Origin of the sequence: Rhizobacter sp., assembly GCA_019635355.1 — a bacterium.
Taxonomy (GTDB): domain Bacteria; phylum Pseudomonadota; class Gammaproteobacteria; order Burkholderiales; family Burkholderiaceae_C; genus Rhizobacter.
Genome location: JAHBZQ010000001.1, coordinates 5,049,502 through 5,064,134, shown reverse-complemented (window position 1 = coordinate 5,064,134; position 14,633 = coordinate 5,049,502). Strand labels below are relative to the sequence as shown.

At 57.2% G+C, this 14,633-nt stretch carries 19 protein-coding genes and 1 pseudogene; all 20 read left to right on the top strand.

Features of this window, described 5'->3' with window-relative positions:
- Positions 1-542 precede the first annotated feature (542 nt).
- The 20 genes and pseudogenes from KF892_23590 to KF892_23495 all read left to right on the top strand — a co-directional run bounded on the left by KF892_23590 (position 543) and on the right by KF892_23495 (position 14,589).
- Positions 543-890, top strand: a complete 348-nt coding sequence (locus tag KF892_23590) for a hypothetical protein (protein MBX3628012.1) — start codon at positions 543-545, stop codon at positions 888-890.
- A gap of 154 nt (positions 891-1,044) precedes the next feature.
- Positions 1,045-1,443, top strand: a complete 399-nt coding sequence (locus tag KF892_23585) for a hypothetical protein (protein ID MBX3628011.1) — start codon at positions 1,045-1,047, stop codon at positions 1,441-1,443.
- Positions 1,444-1,580: 137 nt separating this feature from the next.
- Positions 1,581-2,021, top strand: a complete 441-nt coding sequence (locus KF892_23580; protein MBX3628010.1) for a hypothetical protein — start codon at positions 1,581-1,583, stop codon at positions 2,019-2,021.
- Between the two features lie 164 nt (positions 2,022-2,185).
- Entirely contained in the window at positions 2,186-2,725 is a 540-nt protein-coding gene (locus KF892_23575; protein MBX3628009.1) for a hypothetical protein, read from the top strand.
- A 10-nt stretch (positions 2,726-2,735) separates the two neighbouring features.
- On the top strand, positions 2,736-3,164 hold the full coding sequence (locus KF892_23570) for a hypothetical protein (GenBank protein MBX3628008.1): 429 nt from the start codon (positions 2,736-2,738) through the stop codon (positions 3,162-3,164).
- A 103-nt stretch (positions 3,165-3,267) separates the two neighbouring features.
- A complete protein-coding gene (locus KF892_23565) occupies positions 3,268-4,152 on the top strand; it encodes a hypothetical protein (GenBank protein ID MBX3628007.1) in 885 nt (294 codons plus the stop codon).
- Between the two features lie 835 nt (positions 4,153-4,987).
- Positions 4,988-5,839 carry an IS30 family transposase gene (locus tag KF892_23560; protein ID MBX3628006.1) on the top strand — a complete coding sequence of 284 codons (852 nt, stop codon included), beginning with the start codon at positions 4,988-4,990 and terminating at the stop codon, positions 5,837-5,839.
- A 14-nt stretch (positions 5,840-5,853) separates the two neighbouring features.
- Positions 5,854-6,276 carry a hypothetical protein gene (locus tag KF892_23555; GenBank protein MBX3628005.1) on the top strand — a complete coding sequence of 141 codons (423 nt, stop codon included), beginning with the start codon at positions 5,854-5,856 and terminating at the stop codon, positions 6,274-6,276.
- Positions 6,277-6,375: 99 nt separating this feature from the next.
- Positions 6,376-6,954 (top strand): hypothetical protein, encoded by a 579-nt coding sequence (locus tag KF892_23550; GenBank protein ID MBX3628004.1) that lies wholly within the window; start codon positions 6,376-6,378, stop codon positions 6,952-6,954.
- 144 nt (positions 6,955-7,098) lie between these two features.
- The gene (locus tag KF892_23545; GenBank protein ID MBX3628003.1) at positions 7,099-8,118 is read left to right on the top strand and encodes an IS30 family transposase; all 1,020 of its coding nucleotides are present in this window, start codon (positions 7,099-7,101) and stop codon (positions 8,116-8,118) included.
- Between the two features lie 14 nt (positions 8,119-8,132).
- On the top strand, positions 8,133-8,567 hold the full coding sequence (locus tag KF892_23540; GenBank protein MBX3628002.1) for a hypothetical protein: 435 nt from the start codon (positions 8,133-8,135) through the stop codon (positions 8,565-8,567).
- A gap of 598 nt (positions 8,568-9,165) precedes the next feature.
- Entirely contained in the window at positions 9,166-9,735 is a 570-nt protein-coding gene (locus KF892_23535) for a hypothetical protein (GenBank protein MBX3628001.1), read from the top strand.
- Positions 9,736-9,801: 66 nt separating this feature from the next.
- The gene (locus KF892_23530; GenBank protein MBX3628000.1) at positions 9,802-10,353 is read left to right on the top strand and encodes a hypothetical protein; all 552 of its coding nucleotides are present in this window, start codon (positions 9,802-9,804) and stop codon (positions 10,351-10,353) included.
- Between the two features lie 70 nt (positions 10,354-10,423).
- Positions 10,424-10,882: a hypothetical protein gene (locus KF892_23525; GenBank protein ID MBX3627999.1), complete on the top strand. Its 459-nt coding sequence runs from the start codon at positions 10,424-10,426 to the stop codon at positions 10,880-10,882.
- Between the two features lie 76 nt (positions 10,883-10,958).
- Entirely contained in the window at positions 10,959-11,456 is a 498-nt protein-coding gene (locus KF892_23520; GenBank protein MBX3627998.1) for a hypothetical protein, read from the top strand.
- Between the two features lie 104 nt (positions 11,457-11,560).
- On the top strand, positions 11,561-11,890 hold the full coding sequence (locus tag KF892_23515) for a cupin domain-containing protein (GenBank protein ID MBX3627997.1): 330 nt from the start codon (positions 11,561-11,563) through the stop codon (positions 11,888-11,890).
- 495 nt (positions 11,891-12,385) lie between these two features.
- Entirely contained in the window at positions 12,386-12,877 is a 492-nt protein-coding gene (locus tag KF892_23510; GenBank protein MBX3627996.1) for a hypothetical protein, read from the top strand.
- Positions 12,878-12,972: 95 nt separating this feature from the next.
- Positions 12,973-13,562: pseudogene (locus tag KF892_23505) on the top strand (exonuclease).
- 72 nt (positions 13,563-13,634) lie between these two features.
- Positions 13,635-14,081, top strand: coding sequence for a GNAT family N-acetyltransferase (locus KF892_23500; GenBank protein ID MBX3627995.1), 447 nt, complete (start codon positions 13,635-13,637; stop codon positions 14,079-14,081).
- 94 nt (positions 14,082-14,175) lie between these two features.
- The gene (locus KF892_23495) at positions 14,176-14,589 is read left to right on the top strand and encodes a hypothetical protein (GenBank protein ID MBX3627994.1); all 414 of its coding nucleotides are present in this window, start codon (positions 14,176-14,178) and stop codon (positions 14,587-14,589) included.
- Positions 14,590-14,633: the final 44 nt, after the last annotated feature.

The window sequence follows — 14,633 nt, the reverse complement described above, 5'->3', positions numbered from 1 at the left end:
GGCCTAACCCTTCCATCGAGAGGACCCGCCCCGGCAAGCCGGGTCGGGCCTCTCATGTCAAACGTTGAGCGGCCCGACGAGGCCGTCGCGTTCTTCCCGCGTATGAGCCTTCGTTCAGCATCACGAATGCGCTTCGCTTGCGTGGCCGAGCCTCCAGCCACCGCTCGCTGTCTGCCGCGAAAGCTGAACGCCGCGCTTGCCACCAACCGACAAGCTCGAAATGAAGAAGGCCAGGTTTGTCCCGCTTCGGCTCCGACGCAACGTCATCTATCCGCCGGTGCAAGTCAGTTCGTGGTTGGCGCTTCGCGCCGCTTGAGTAATCAGTTCTGGGGCGCCGCCAGAAGCGGCGCTGAGCTTGCTCATCTGCCCAGGCCCGAGCTACGCTCCACTACACCTTCACGGGCTGCGCGCCTGGTGAGTTCAGTGGTTCTCGGAAGCGCGCCGCCCAACTATTCCATCGAGAGGACGTCGCCCGGCAAGCCGGGCGCCGCCTCTCATGTCAAACGTTAGACGCCGCAATGCTTCAGCGCTCGATTCAACGCATGTACCAAGAAATCGCTTCGTACAACGGCGACTTCGGTGATGCCATCGCAGAGTTCGTTGACTTTGAGCCTTTGGCCGTTCTCATGGAGCGCCATGCCGAAGTTTCTATTCGTCAAGGCGCCGCTATTGGCCTCCTAGTCAACTTCTCAGTAGCTCTCGATAACTCCGACTACGTTTCCGCCCTGAAAGCGAAGGAACACAAAGAAATGGAGATTGCACTAAAGATGGGGTTCCTAAAAGAATTCCCACCAATAGAAGCCGCTGCCATACGGTCCCGCGATGGTGAGCAAGCGTTTAGTGAGTCACTCCGCTCCGTCTATCTCGCCTACGTGAAGGAAGCCGCATGAAGAGAACAACGCACTACCGCTCTACGTTCCGCTCCCTCGTCCCACTTCCACATTCAAACCCAGCGGCGTCTAACCCTTCCATCGAGAGGACATGCCCCGGCAAGCCGGGTCATGCCTCTCATGTCAAACGTTAGGCGTCGCCAAAGACCAGATCGTGGCCTTCATCCTCCAAGAAATCTCAGCTGAAGTCGAGGCAGCGATCTATGGGCCAATCTATGCGCCTGCGATCGTCCCTCACGCGATAGTCACCGAAGAACATGACAGGTCAAGAAGGAGGCGCTGCGCCATAGACGAAGCAAGAGATGCTTACTTTCTTCGCCTGCGCCAAAGTAGCGATCCTAGGGAAGGCACACGCTACCTCTATGCACTTCTTGTCAGGGGAGGTCACTTCATCTTTGAAGAGCTGCGCTACAACGAATACAAAATATTGGCGCTGGGCAATATCGCAATCGGCGAAGCGAAGGCGCTGTCCATAGAAGCACTCCTTGTAGCTGGGCGGCGCATGAACGGAAACAAGGAAGATCTGGACGAATTCGATCCCATGTTTTTCTGAGTAACCCAATGCACATCGAATCACGAAGTCTGCACGCGACGCCTAACCCTTCCATCGAGAGGACGTCGCCCGGCAAGCCGGGCGCCGCCTCTCATGTCAAACGTTAGGCATCGCGAACGCAGAATTCCGGAACACACATGCCACAGACTCATTTCTCAGGGCGACGAAGAGTTCTTCTCGGGCTAGTCGCTGGTGTAGTTGCATTCTTCGGCCTAGAAACAATCCTTTCAGAAGTCGCACTTCTTATCGGCCGCGGCTTTTTAGTAGCGCAAGACGCCTACACAGCTCAAAGCTGGCCAGAATCTAGGCAGGTCGCAGGCTCGCTCGGCTGGTATGTGATCGAAGGCATAGCCACCATATCAGCCGCAATTGCCGCTTACACAGGAAGCTGGCTTTCGCCACGAAGAAGCAAGGCCTTCGTCATATTCGCCGTTGCCCTATTTCTAACCGGCACGCTCTTTTCACAGCTCCCAAATCCGAGCACAAGTTCCACGCTCATCATTTGGGCACTCGCACCTGTCGTAGGAGTTCTGGTGGGCGTCGGGCTTCAGTGGCTCTATGCGGGCGGCGATGCCTAACCCTTCCATCGAGAGGACGTCACAAGGGCTACGCCCTTGCGCCGCCTCTCATGTCAAACGTTAGGCCTCGCATGCAAGAAGCAATCGCGCTCGGGAAGAGATTGGCAGCCCAGACTCTCATACGCGCACTTGTCTGCCACACGGTTCTGGTGAGCACATGTGCCATGGCCGAAGATGCAGCGGAACGCAGCTTGTTGGAGCGCGCAGCGCGATCCACTCTCAGAAGCAATTTCGACAAGGCTAAAGCCGAAGATGCGAAGTCGGGCCGCTCATGGCAGTGCAAAGACTCCTGCCAAGGTGAGATCGAAGCTGCGACGCAAGAGACGATAAGTTGCTACAACAAACGAGTCACCAGATACACGACAAACGATCGGTTGTCGTTCGCGCAGCTTGTCTCAGAATATCCAGACGCCTTTGACATCCCAGATTGGGAAGCGAGGCTCACCAACGTTCTGGATTCAAGGTATGGATCTGGAGCAACCGCGTCCCGGAAAAACTGCTCACCACCCACCGCCGATTCTCAGGAGTGCTCGGTCAAAAAGTCATACGAAGCGGTTGGAGGTCTTCTCTATTGGGAGTTCGCTGCCTGCGCAGTAAGTAGCGTCAATGCACAGCAGGCCAAAGCCAAGCCGGCGCGGCCTAACCCTTCCATCGAGAGGACGTCGCCCGGCAAGCCGGGCGCCGCCTCTCATGTCAAACGTTAGGCATCACAAAATGCGCTACGACTGCGGCTCAATCACGCTGGAGTTTCCGGTCGGCTGGTTCGACACTACAACCGACGATCTGCCATTTACCCTGTCCAAGACAGATGGAGTCGGTGCACTTCAGTTCTCTGTCGCAACGTACAAAGAAGGCTCACCGCCTGCCATAGACGTAGCAGCACTTGGGTCTATGGTGGCCGAGTTCGCCAAGACGAATTCGCTTGACCCATTGAGGGATCGAGTACAAATGCAAGACGATCTGTTGCTAGCAGCCGCTTCATTCACAGCAGATGAAGGCACCCATGGTCGGGTTTGGTACGTTTCCGACGGCTGGAGCCTCGCCAAGATCACCTATGTTTGCGAGCAGGTACCACCTCAACCAGAGCTTCATGAAGCAGAACAAATTGTTCGCTCCCTGCAGTTCTCACCAAGTGATGCCTAACCCTTCCATCGAGAGGGACGTCCAAAGGCTAGCGCCTTTGGCCGCCCCTCATGTCAAACGTTAGGCCTCGCTAGATTCCTTCTAACAGGTGAGCCCGCAAACGATGCGAACAGGTGCGAACTTTGGCTTTACGCGGATAGTCATCGTCGAGTCTCTTGAGTCCCATGAGGTGAAAACAGGGACTGAGATTGCCAACTACATCCGCGGGTTAGAGGGTGCCCAACGCCTCAACATACCCATTGAAGTTCAAAGCTGCGAAAGCGCTTACCAGTTCAAAGGCCTAGTGGCATCGCTTGCGGAAGAAGCTCGGTCGAAGGGCAATTACCCGCTGCTTCACGTCGAGTGCCACGGAGATGACAAGGCTGGTTTGGAGTTTGAAAATGGAAGCTTGCTGTCCTGGGAAGACCTTTCCACATCGCTAGTCGAGCTAAACAAAGCAACGCGATTCAACCTAATGGCGATCTTCTCAGCATGCTACGGTGCCTACTTCCTTTCTAAGCTTTCAAGCGTAGAACCGGCACCTTGCTATGCAATGCTCGCCCCGACAGAAGAGATCTTTCCCTTCGAGATACTAGATACCCTGCGTGAGTTCTACCGCGTCTTGTTCTTAAGGTCAGATGCCGGAGTAGCAGTAGACGTCGCAATGCGCAAAGAGCTGGAATCTGGCCGTTGGCTGGCTCAACAAAGTGAGCTGTGGTACGAGCGCGTGTCAATCGGGTACATCGAAACCCATTGCACACGCGCCGAGATGAAGGCGCGAGCAAGAAGGATGTATGAGCGGCTCCCAGGAAATGGGCCTCGCCCTCCACTTAGCGATCTCAAACGAGAACTGCAACGATTAAATCGGGAGAGTCTTCTAGGTAAGTTCTTTGAACGCTACTTCATGACACAAGACATTCCCGAAAACATCCAACGCTTCAGAGCGGCAAAACTCAGAATGGAGCAGCGCATCGTCCAGCTCAGGAGCACAGGCCGGTACGGGATCTGAATGCAATGCACGTCACCACCCTAGCGCGGGCAAGGCCTAACCCTTCCATCGAGAGGACATGCCCCGGCAAGCCGGGTCATGCCTCTCATGTCAAACGTTAGGCATCGCGAGAGGTGCGAAGTGTTCTTGTTACCACTGAGCCTTCGTTCAAAGCCGCAATCGCAAGCGCCGGCATCGAGGCGTCCCGCCAAGTCGGCTGAAGCTCGCTTATTCCTTGGCTGGCCACGCACCGCGCCGGAGGTTCCAAGGTTCGCTTTCAGTTCCGGCTGGGAGCGTTAAGGTGAGAACCGCCGTTGTTGGTCAGGCCGGGCTCTACCGTTCAGGCCAAGCGCTTTCTCGCACTGCTCGCTCAGTAGGCACAGCCGGTTCATTCGTGTTTGTGGTTGGCGCTCCGCGCCGCAGTGCTGCGCCTGGCAGTCAGTCGGTGGGCGCTGCCGGGTACGGCAGCTTGGCTCATTCGCTTTGTCGAGAGGCCCGAAGTGGTGGCACCATGTGCGCCAGGCCGTGCAGCACGACCAAGTCACAGGCAGGCCGCGGCGCGCTGCCTAACCCTTCCATCGAGAGGACGTCACAAGGGCTGCGCCCTTACGCCGCCTCTCATGTCAAACGTTAGGCGCCGCGGGTTCACAGAGTAAGTGCAACACCTTCTCCAAAAAAGGTGGGGAGCTGGCAATACTGCCTGCACCTCAACCGGCAAGAAGGGGTAGCAGACATGGGGTATCACCAACTCACCCAGGATGAACGGTACAACATCGCCCGGATGCGGGCCAGAGGGCACAGCCAGCGAGAGATTGCCAAGTGCCTAGGGCGATCACCTTCGACGATCAGTCGAGAGGTGTGGCGCAACCGAAGCGTGCACGACGGCTTCTACCGGCCCAGCAAGGCGCAGAGCAAGGCGATGGCCAGGCGAAGCAAGAGCCGCAAGAAGAGCCAGTACACCCGCCAGGAGTGGGCCAGGCTGTTGGTGCAACTCAGGCGCTACTGGAGCCCCCAGCAAATAGCAGGACGGCGCAAGCGGCTGGGGCGACGCCCCATCAGCCACGAGACGATCTACCGCTACGTGAGGAAGAACCGGCTAGGAGGGGGCGACTTGTGGCGCAGCCTCAGGCACATGAGCAAGATCGGGCGCAAACACCGGGGAAGCCCCGCCACGCGGGGCCTATTGGCGGGCAAGAGCCACATCAGCGAGCGACCACCCGAGGTGGAGCTACGCCAGGAGATTGGGCACTACGAAGGCGACACCGTGATGGGCCCAGACGGACGCCACTGCATCCTGACGCTGGTGGAGCGGGTGACCGGCTACGTGCTGATCAAGAAGCTGAGCGCGAGGAATGCAGAGCAGGCTGCATCGGCACTGGCTCGCATGGTGATCGGCCTGAAAGGCCGGATCAAGACGATCACGCTGGACAACGGCACCGAGTTCCACGGCTACAAGAGCGTGCAGGACCAGTTCGGGGTGAAGTTCTTCTTCGCCACGCCCTACCACTCATGGGAGCGGGGCACCAACGAGAACACCAACGGATTGATCCGGCAGTACCTGCCCAAGGGCATGTGCTTGAAGAATCTCACCCAGGCCCAATGCAACTGGATCGCCAACGAGCTCAACAACCGGCCGCGTGAGCGACTAGCATTTAGAACACCGGCGGAAGCCTTCCGCCGTCCGCAGGGTGTTGCACTTCAAAGTTGAACTCAAGCGCCCTAATGAATGCCGTGCTTTCACAAGCGCTAGATGCTGTTCTCCGTGAACGAGGTTCGCGATTTCGCGAAGCCTTTGAGCGCGCCAAGAATCTGTTGGTGGCCTATGGCCAAGAAGGCATCGCTGATCGGATAGCCGCCGAAGCTGCTCTGCAAGCGTCGCCACTTGTCGTCGCAGACTTGTTGTCAATACTTTTTTGGAGTTCCACTGATAACGGGGCATCCATTCGGCGCACCTCAGAAGGGTGGCTGGAGGAATGCAACGACGAATGGAAGGTTCAGGTGGCCTTGCATCTAGAGGCGTATCCGTTCGTTGAGGTCGAGAGAATGAGGGGCAGCCTCGCGAAGGTTGCAGCAAAGTTTCCAGCGCTGAGAGCGCGCTGCGAAGAACTGCGAACGCTTAGAGAGCAAGATGAGCGCGGCGCCTAACCCTTCCATCGAGAGGACTCGCCCCGGCACGCCGGGTCGAGCCTCTCATGTCAAACGTTAGACGCCTGAGGTGCGTTCAGCTCACTCACAATAGTCACCATGAGCAAGTGTCCGAACTGCGCTGCCGCAATGACGATCGCTTTTGTCGGCGACCTCAAGGACAAGCGCCTGCGGTGTAGCTACTGCACATATGAGATTGACCTGCCTGACTCATATTCGGAAACGGAAGAACAAAGGTCAGAGGACGGACGCTCTTACATTCGCAAGACCGTCACGAGAAGCGATGGGGTGTCCCCACTTCCCGAGTCGTTCTTGAAGTCTTTCGGACTAGACAAATCAACCGAAGGCGCTCAGAGATTCACGCTCACCACCAGAGAAGAAATCTCCACTTCGGCGCATGTTGTGCAAGGCAGCCATCTATCTGCAGAGGCCCTTAGCGCAATTGAAGAGCTGCTTCAATCAGAAGCGAGGCCCGGACAACGCATCAGAGTAGTCCGCGGCAAGGAAGAAGACCAAACAACAGATCGCGCAAAGTCTCTTTCAACAAAGGTCTACGCCTGGGCGAGCCTAGCAGCGGCCGTAGTTGCATTGGCGCTCTTCGGGCAAAAAGGCCTCTTCGTCGCTGTCTGCGCTTTAGGGCTCGGCTGGGCTTGGCGCGCATGGCGCGCTCACGAATGAGCATGCAGTACCGCAGGCAGGCGCCTAACCCTTCCATCGAGAGGACCCGCCCCGGCAAGCCGGGTCGGGCCTCTCATGTCAAACGTTAGGCATCACGGCAGTCTCAGATTTGAAGTGCAACACCCGTACCTTAAGGTGCTGCACATGGGAACACACTACAGCCATCTCACAGAATCCGATCGGCTTGCGCTAGACGCCCTGCTCATCCTGGGCCACAGCCAGCGCTCTGCCGCTAGAGTTTTGGGCGTCAGCCCTTCCACCGTCTCTCGCGAGGTCAAGCGTGCCAAGGTCTACGGCTTCGATCGCTACGTCGCGCTCTTCGGCCAGCGAGCCTATGTCGACGCTCGCAAGCGAGCTGGCCGCCTACGCCGCAAGCTGTGCCCTTCTGGGAGCAGCCGCCTCTGGCGTCTGGTCAAGGCGGGCATGCGCCTGCGCCTGTCTCCGCAGCAGATCGCCGGCAGACTCAAGATCATGAACCACCCCGACTACGTCTCTCACGAGACGATCTATTGCGCCATCTACGCTCAGCCCCGTGGCACCTTGCGCACCGAACTGATCAAGATGCTGCGCAGGAGCCGGGCTGGCCGCTTGCCCCGGGCTCGAGGTTCCAAGCGAACCACATTGCCTAATATGACCTCCATCGCCTTGCGCCCGCCAGAGGTCGCCGCCCGCATCACGCCTGGGCACTGGGAGGGTGATCTCATGAAGGGCGCTCGCAACGCTTCTGCCATCGGCACCCTCGTGGAGCGTATCAGTCGCCGCGTCATGCTGGTCAAGCTCGATGACTTCGGCTCTACCTCGGTGCTGGAGGGCTTCACCAGGCGACTGCGTCGCCTGCCCCCTAGCCTGCGCAAGACCCTCACCTATGACCAAGGCAGTGAGATGGCCCAGCACGAAACTCTGGCCAAGCGCCTGCACATGGATATCTTCTTCTGTGATCCGCACAGCCCATGGCAGCGCGGATCCAACGAAAACGCCAACGGCCTCATCCGCGAGTACCTGCCCAAAGGCATGGACCTCAGCACCGTCACGCAGGCTCAGCTCACCGCCATCGAGAACTCTCTCAACAACAGACCTCGCGCTATCCTCGGCTTCCTCACACCTAACGAAGTCTTCGCTCAACTCGAGCTCAACCACATCGCCGGCGTTGCGCTTCAAGCTTGAGACCGCCCACGAACATGAAGTGGGAACCTCACGACGTCATCCGCCTCGTCGCACTAATCGGCGCCATCGCTCTCTTCTGCCTCGGTGGGGCAATGATGTGGCAAGGAGTGGCAGCGGAGGGCACGATTGATCTCAAGTCCTCCGTCATTTCCGGCAGCCTGAAGACGGGAAGCGCTGGGCTATTCATTGCGTTCCTAGCCTTCGTCGTCATAGTGTCTGTCCTTGCTGGCGCACACAAGTCACCCCAAAGTCAGCCCCAACAGGCCACTGACCGCTCTCGCTTCAAACGGCTGCTTCCAGTGTTCTTTGTTCTACTAGTCGCGCTCGCTGCATCAGTAGCCTTGGCGAGCGCCGGGTACGCAATATTCATTGGTCTTTCGCTGCTATGCGGGCTGTTGCTCGTCATAGTGGTTGTCGCACTCCTTACGTTCCTAGAAGAGGAGAGGTGATGCCTAACCCTTCCATCGAGAGGACGTCAAAAGGGCTTCGCCCTCGGCCGCCGCTTAACTACACGTTAGGCATCGCGAGAGGTGCGAAGTGTTCTGGTTGCCACTGAGCCTTCGTTCAAAGCCGCATTCGCAAGCGCCGGCATCGAGGCGTCCCACCAAGTCGACTGAAGCTCGCTTATTCCTTGGCTGGCCACGCACCGCCCCGCAGGTTCCAAGGTCCGTTTTCAGTTCCGGCTGGGAGCGTTGAGGTGAGAACCGCCGTTGTTGGTCAGGCCGGGCTCTACCGTTCAGGCCAAGCGCTTTCTCGCGCTGCTCGCTCAGTAGGCACGGCCGGTTCAATCGTGTTCTTGGTTGGCGCTCTGCGCCGCAGTGCTGCGCCTGGCAGTCAGTCGGTGGGCGCTGCCGGGTACGGCAGCTTGGCTCGTTCGCTTTGTCGAGAGGCCCGAAGTGGTGGCACCATGTGCGCCAGGCCGTGCAGCACGGCCAAGTCACAGGCAGGCCGCGGCGCGCTGCCTAACCCTTCCATCGAGAGGACGTCACAAGGGCTGCGCCCTTGCGCCGCCTCTCATGTCAAACGTTAGGTGGCACGAAAGACGACATGGCAACGAACAACACTGAAAACTATCTGCGGTGGATTACTCCGACACTCGGTGACCCGACGTTTTCGGTTCTGAAGGCGCACCTCTTGTTTGAAGAACTTCTTCACTCCTATCTCAAGAAGGCGCTGCCTCACGCTGAAGTTATGGATGGCGCGCGGTTCACATTCGCTCAAACACTCGCCATAGTTCGTGCAGCTTGCAACGAACTGCCTTCAGATCATTGGTCGTGGCAAGCGGTCGGCGAACTAAACAAGATCAGAAATCTCCTCGCTCACGAGTCCCGCCCGAAGGCAATCGCGGAGCGGTTAAGCGCGTACTCGCAGTTAGTGCAACGAGGACTGAAGGCTCCGCTCCCAGAGCCGGCAGGTCAGGGAGGTGTAGGCAGAAGTTCGGTCACCGATGGCGATACCCCGATGTACTTGGAAGTTGATATGGTGACCATTGGGCTGTACTACCACTTGGCGGCCTTGCTAGGTTTCGATGTAAATGCCACCCTTCAAGCAAGAATTTCTGACAATGAAGAACTTCAGAACGTCGTTATTGCGCGGGGTGCCCCTGGTGCCACCTAACCCCTCCATCGAGAGGACATGCCCCGGCAAGCCGGGTCATGCCTCTCATGTCAAACGTTAGACGCCATGAACACAAAGCACCTTGATCCGCTGCGCAAAGAACTTCGCGCGCTTCAAACCGTTCAGCCACCCAATCCTTGGCACAAGGTGAGCATGGTCGCAGTGGGCGGCTTACGCGCTGTCGGGTTTGATCCAAACTCCGAGCTTCTTCTTGTCGTCTCAAGCGCAGGCCGTGGAGTCATCGATTGCCAGTCAGGGAAGAAGATAGCTCGCGACGACAGCGAGTACTACGAAGACGGACGACTTCTCGAAGCAGAAGGAATAGGCCCACTCGAAGGCAAAGCGATTCGAATTTCGGGGCCTGCTGGTGGCGGTCTTCCCACCGCAACAGATGACGGTTGGTCAATCGAATTGGTCACTCTCGAATGGCCAGTTCACGAGATTCTGTTGCTAGAGCCATTTGCCTCTCTGTACGACTCTCTGTATGGCAAAACAAGTCGCTTCCATAAGATTGGCAGCGACTCTGAGCTTCGAGCTTGCGGCTTCTCCCGCTCAGGTCAAAGCCTTGTCGTTGCCACGTCCAGCGACATCACGGTGTTCGGGCGCGATGGCGTCTAACCCTTCCATCGAGAGGACGTCGCCCGGCAAGCCGGGCGCCGCCTCTCATGTCAAACGTTAGGCGCTGCAAATGCCGCTTCGCAAGGTTGTTTATGAGAGAGCGGGGCGAGCTTCAGAGCTAGCTCAACTGCTTGAGTACGAAACTGGTACTGCGTTGCTGGCGCTCGATGGCATTCAAACGGGCAGCTACCTAGCTCCAAACGCTGATGAATACACTCGACTTCGCGCTGAGCTTGAAAGCAAGACCCTCGGTCAGTCTCTAAGGCGCCTGAAAGATCAGTTAAGCCTACAAACAGATCTCGAAGCCGAGCTAACTGAAGCACTCCGAGTCAGAAACCACCTTGCTCATCATTTCTTTCGACAGCACGGCCTCGCAATGCTGGAGGAAGACGGTCAGAAGAAGATGATCCAAGAACTCGATGAATGTATTGCTGCACTACACACCGCCTATACGTCGGCCGGGCATGTTGCGCACTCCATCGTCGCCAAACTGCATGAACTCAGAGCCATTTCGAATGGCAGCGCCTAACCCTTCCATCGAGAGGACCAGTCCCGGCAAGCCGGGCCTGGCCTCTCATGTCAAACGTTAGGCATCAGAAATCCGCATGGGCATCCTCTACACAGTCTGGCCACTCGACTCACAAATGAAAGAGTGGCTCACTTCCGAAGGTATCGAGTTCCCGGAAGTGCCCTCGCGTTGGCCAACCAAGGAAGAAGTCAAACACTCTCTTGGCTCGCTCAGAGGCTTCAACGTTCGATACACAGACAACGGGCCAAATGCGCGTTGGGATGCAACTGTCGAATCACCTGACGTAGAAGCTCTATGGACATTGCTTCATGCAGATCCAGAAGCCACATCCGACAGCAGCACGCAAGTCGGTTTCGAGAAAGGCGAACCAGCTTTGATCATTGCAATCCTGCGAGATCTGTCGTCATCAACTGGCCCGCTGGCTCTCATGGCCGATGTAGGGGGGCCTCCACTTGTCATCAGTTGGAAGTATTCATTTCAATCACTCGTTGATGCCTTCTACACCTTGGATCAAGAGTCGGAGGTATGGAGGCAGTTGATTCTTGGGGCCCCGGGTGCAACCGAGAGACACTGATGCCTAACCCTTCCATCGAGAGGACTCGCCCCGGCAAGCCGGGTCGAGCCTCTCATGTCAAACGTTAGGCGTCGGAGGGAGCGTTAGCGACGCATACTGTGCACATGGCAATCCCACACGCATCACCCGGTCAGCTCATCAACGTTCGGCCGTTGGGCCCGCGCCTTCAGAGTGAAAAGACCACCGCGCTCTTCAAGTCTGAGCAACTAGAAGTCATACGTCTCGTGCTTCAGGCTGGAAAGTCACTTCCGCCACATAGCGTCGCAGGCGAGATCACTTTGCAGTGCATCGAGGGTCGAATCGATGTCACCGCTGATTCAAAGAGTCATGTACTTGAAGCAGGGCAAATGCTCTTTCTAGCGAGGTCCGTGTCGCATGGCGTCGTCGCCATCGAAGATTCCTCCGCGTTGGTAACGATCGTCCTTTCAAAGTAGCTCGTCTGCGAGTCCCGGTATGTACTCGAAGAACCCGACGCCTAACCCTTCCATCGAGAGGACCCGCCCCGGCAAGCCGGGTCGGGCCTCTCATGTCAAACGTTAGGCGTCGCTAAAGGCAAAGCCGTGCCGAGTTGCAAAGATGGCTGGCATTCCCTATCTCCCGTTTGGCAGGCTTTGGGGTCCATCGAAGAGAGTGTTCTGCCTGCGTTCACCACCGCAATGTGTTTCTCTGAACCTCGAGCAGATAATCGTGCCTACTCGATGCAGTCGTCGTCAGTCAGTCCTTGGGTTTAGCCGTCGTGGGCGCCCTGCACTGTCCGAGGCATGCCGCGAACCGATGCGCCCTGAAACCACACGCCGGCTAAAGTTACTCGTCTGGCTGCGCCATGCACGCTCGTGAGCAGCGCCGCCTAACCCTTCCATCGAGAGGACGTCACAAGGGCTGCGCCCTTGCGCCGCCTCTCATGTCAAACGTTAGGCGTCACACACAACATGATTGGCCTTCTCGTCCTAGGGATTGCTGCCCTCTGGCTCACACTCGCAGCAAAGATGGCGAGAGCTACCGCCGCCCGAGTGAAAGCGAGACTGGCGGCTGGCTTGGTTGGCTTCGCGGTGTTCTCAATAGTGTCCGTAGCCCCATTCGCAGACGAAATTATTGGAAGGTGGCAGTTCCATCAGCTGTGTGAAGCAAAGGCAAGTGTCTGGGTTCACCCGAATGCGGCAAATGTCGCTGCCGCGCGATCGGGAACGTCATCAAAAGAAATCAAAGGATTGGTCTTTCCGGTACAAGAACGAATCATTGAGTACTTTGATCTAGCAACCGGAGATGCATTCTTGAGACTCAACTCATTTCATACGCCTGGCGGCTTAATCATGCGCGCTGGCCTCAACATGGGAGGCACGTCTTCGTGCCGTGCTGAGAATTGGGGGGAGCCATACAAGAAGCTTCCGCTCGATGAGCTAATTCGGCGCGGCAAAGCGTGACGCCTAACCCTTCCATCGAGAGGACGTGCCCCGGCAAGCCGCGTCACGCCTCTCATGTCAAACGTTAGACGCCGCCAATACCAATCACGAACCATATGAGCGAGATCTACATCAGTACGGACGTTGAGACCGACGGGCCGATTCCGGGGCCCCACTCAATGCTGAGCTTCGGTTCCGCGGCCTACACGGCGGACAAGCAACTCGTTTCTACGTTCTCTGCCAATCTCGAAACACTGGAAGGTGCTTCAGCGCATCCCAAGACGGCTGAATGGTGGGCCACGCAGCCAGAGGCGTGGTCTGCGTGCAGAAAAGACCTGCAGAAGCCAGAAGCCGCTATGCAGGCCTACGTCGCTTGGATCAAGTCACTCAAAGGCAAGCCGGTCTTCGTCGCTTACCCAGCAGGCTTCGACTTCTTGTTCGTTTACTGGTATCTCATCCGATTCGTTGGCGAGAGTCCATCATCCGATTCGTTGGCGAGAGTCCATTCAGTCACTCAGCGCTAGACATGAAGTCCTATGCAATGGCTGTGCTCAAGACGGAGTACCGAGAGAGCACCAAGCGCAACATGCCAAAGCAATGGTTTGATAACTTTCCCCACACGCACGTTGCGCTTGATGACGCAATTGAACAAGGTGCTTTGTTCTGCAACATGCTGAAGTTCAATCATGCAAAGAGCGGCGCCTAACCCTTCCATCGAGAGGACATGCCCCGGCAAGCCGGGTCATGCCTCTCATGTCAAACGTTAGACGGCTCACACGTGAAGATCCGACTGATTCAGGCGAACGAACTCTCAGAGCTACTGGCGCTGTATGCGCATTTGCATCGAACAGACGATGCTCTACCGCCACAATCGGAAGTGCTGGCAGTCTGGCAGGAGCTTTTTGCCAGCCCTCGCTACAGACATTACGGCGGCTATGTAGGCAATGAGCTTGTTTCGAGCTGCGCGCTTTCGGTCATTCCAAATCTCACGCGCGGCTGCCGGCCCTATGGCGTCATCGAAAATGTCGTCACTCACGCAAGCCATCGAAATCAAGGCTATGGCAAAGCAATCCTTGCTCACGCGCTCTCACATGCCTGGTCGGTCGGCTGCTACAAGGTCATGCTTCTCACTGGTCGCAAAGACGAAGCCACTCTCAAGTTCTATGAGTCTGCAGGGTTTGATCGGCATGCAAAGCAAGCATTCGTTGCCAAGCCAGCCGTCTAACCCTTCCATCGAGAGGACCCGCCCCGGCAAGCCGGGTCGGGCCTCTCATGTCAAACGTTAGGCGTCGTGTAGCGACCTTGCGCCAAACAAGCTCATGACTACGCTGACTTACGCGCTGGAAGCGATGACTGATTCAGACAAACGGCTTGTATGGCATCAGGCGTCAGAGTCGGTGCAAAAGCGCCTTGATCGTTTTCAGTTCTTTGAAACCAAACCAGGCATCGCCTGGGCCGTCAGCGCGGAACGCAACAGCTACCTTGTGCGCGGTCCAAAGCGAAACGTCATGTGGCGAGCGACCACTTTGCTCTTCTACTTTCAAGATGCCTTCTTCGAGATCGAAATACTTAACCATCGAGGAAGTCGCCCAATAGTCATTCATCAAGAAAGTCAGATTGAAGATGCCGCACCTTTTGAAAAGGCACTTTCCGCAGCTGTCGCAGTGCACGGCCTGTACGGAGGGGCGTTGCCGGAACCCCCAGTTCATCTCAACTTCGGGCGCGACGCCTAACCCTTCCATCGAGAGGACCCGCCCCGGCAAGCCGGGCCGGGCCT

Excerpts from the sequence above, each read along its gene's own strand:
- KF892_23525 (MBX3627999.1), top strand. The coding sequence starts at position 10,424 with ATGCCGCTTCGCAAGGTTGTTTATGAGAGAGCGGGGCGAGCTTCAGAG.
- KF892_23565 (MBX3628007.1), top strand. The coding sequence starts at position 3,268 with ATGCGAACAGGTGCGAACTTTGGCTTTACGCGGATAGTCATCGTCGAG.
- KF892_23520 (MBX3627998.1), top strand. The coding sequence starts at position 10,959 with ATGGGCATCCTCTACACAGTCTGGCCACTCGACTCACAAATGAAAGAG.
- KF892_23495 (MBX3627994.1), top strand. The coding sequence starts at position 14,176 with ATGACTACGCTGACTTACGCGCTGGAAGCGATGACTGATTCAGACAAA.
- KF892_23590 (MBX3628012.1), top strand. The coding sequence starts at position 543 with ATGTACCAAGAAATCGCTTCGTACAACGGCGACTTCGGTGATGCCATC.
- KF892_23550 (MBX3628004.1), top strand. The coding sequence starts at position 6,376 with ATGAGCAAGTGTCCGAACTGCGCTGCCGCAATGACGATCGCTTTTGTC.
- KF892_23540 (MBX3628002.1), top strand. The coding sequence starts at position 8,133 with ATGAAGTGGGAACCTCACGACGTCATCCGCCTCGTCGCACTAATCGGC.
- KF892_23555 (MBX3628005.1), top strand. The coding sequence starts at position 5,854 with ATGAATGCCGTGCTTTCACAAGCGCTAGATGCTGTTCTCCGTGAACGA.
- KF892_23575 (MBX3628009.1), top strand. The coding sequence starts at position 2,186 with ATGGCCGAAGATGCAGCGGAACGCAGCTTGTTGGAGCGCGCAGCGCGA.
- KF892_23545 (MBX3628003.1), top strand. The coding sequence starts at position 7,099 with ATGGGAACACACTACAGCCATCTCACAGAATCCGATCGGCTTGCGCTA.
- KF892_23515 (MBX3627997.1), top strand. The coding sequence starts at position 11,561 with ATGGCAATCCCACACGCATCACCCGGTCAGCTCATCAACGTTCGGCCG.
- KF892_23535 (MBX3628001.1), top strand. The coding sequence starts at position 9,166 with ATGGCAACGAACAACACTGAAAACTATCTGCGGTGGATTACTCCGACA.
- KF892_23530 (MBX3628000.1), top strand. The coding sequence starts at position 9,802 with ATGAACACAAAGCACCTTGATCCGCTGCGCAAAGAACTTCGCGCGCTT.
- KF892_23510 (MBX3627996.1), top strand. The coding sequence starts at position 12,386 with ATGATTGGCCTTCTCGTCCTAGGGATTGCTGCCCTCTGGCTCACACTC.
- KF892_23570 (MBX3628008.1), top strand. The coding sequence starts at position 2,736 with ATGCGCTACGACTGCGGCTCAATCACGCTGGAGTTTCCGGTCGGCTGG.
- KF892_23580 (MBX3628010.1), top strand. The coding sequence starts at position 1,581 with ATGCCACAGACTCATTTCTCAGGGCGACGAAGAGTTCTTCTCGGGCTA.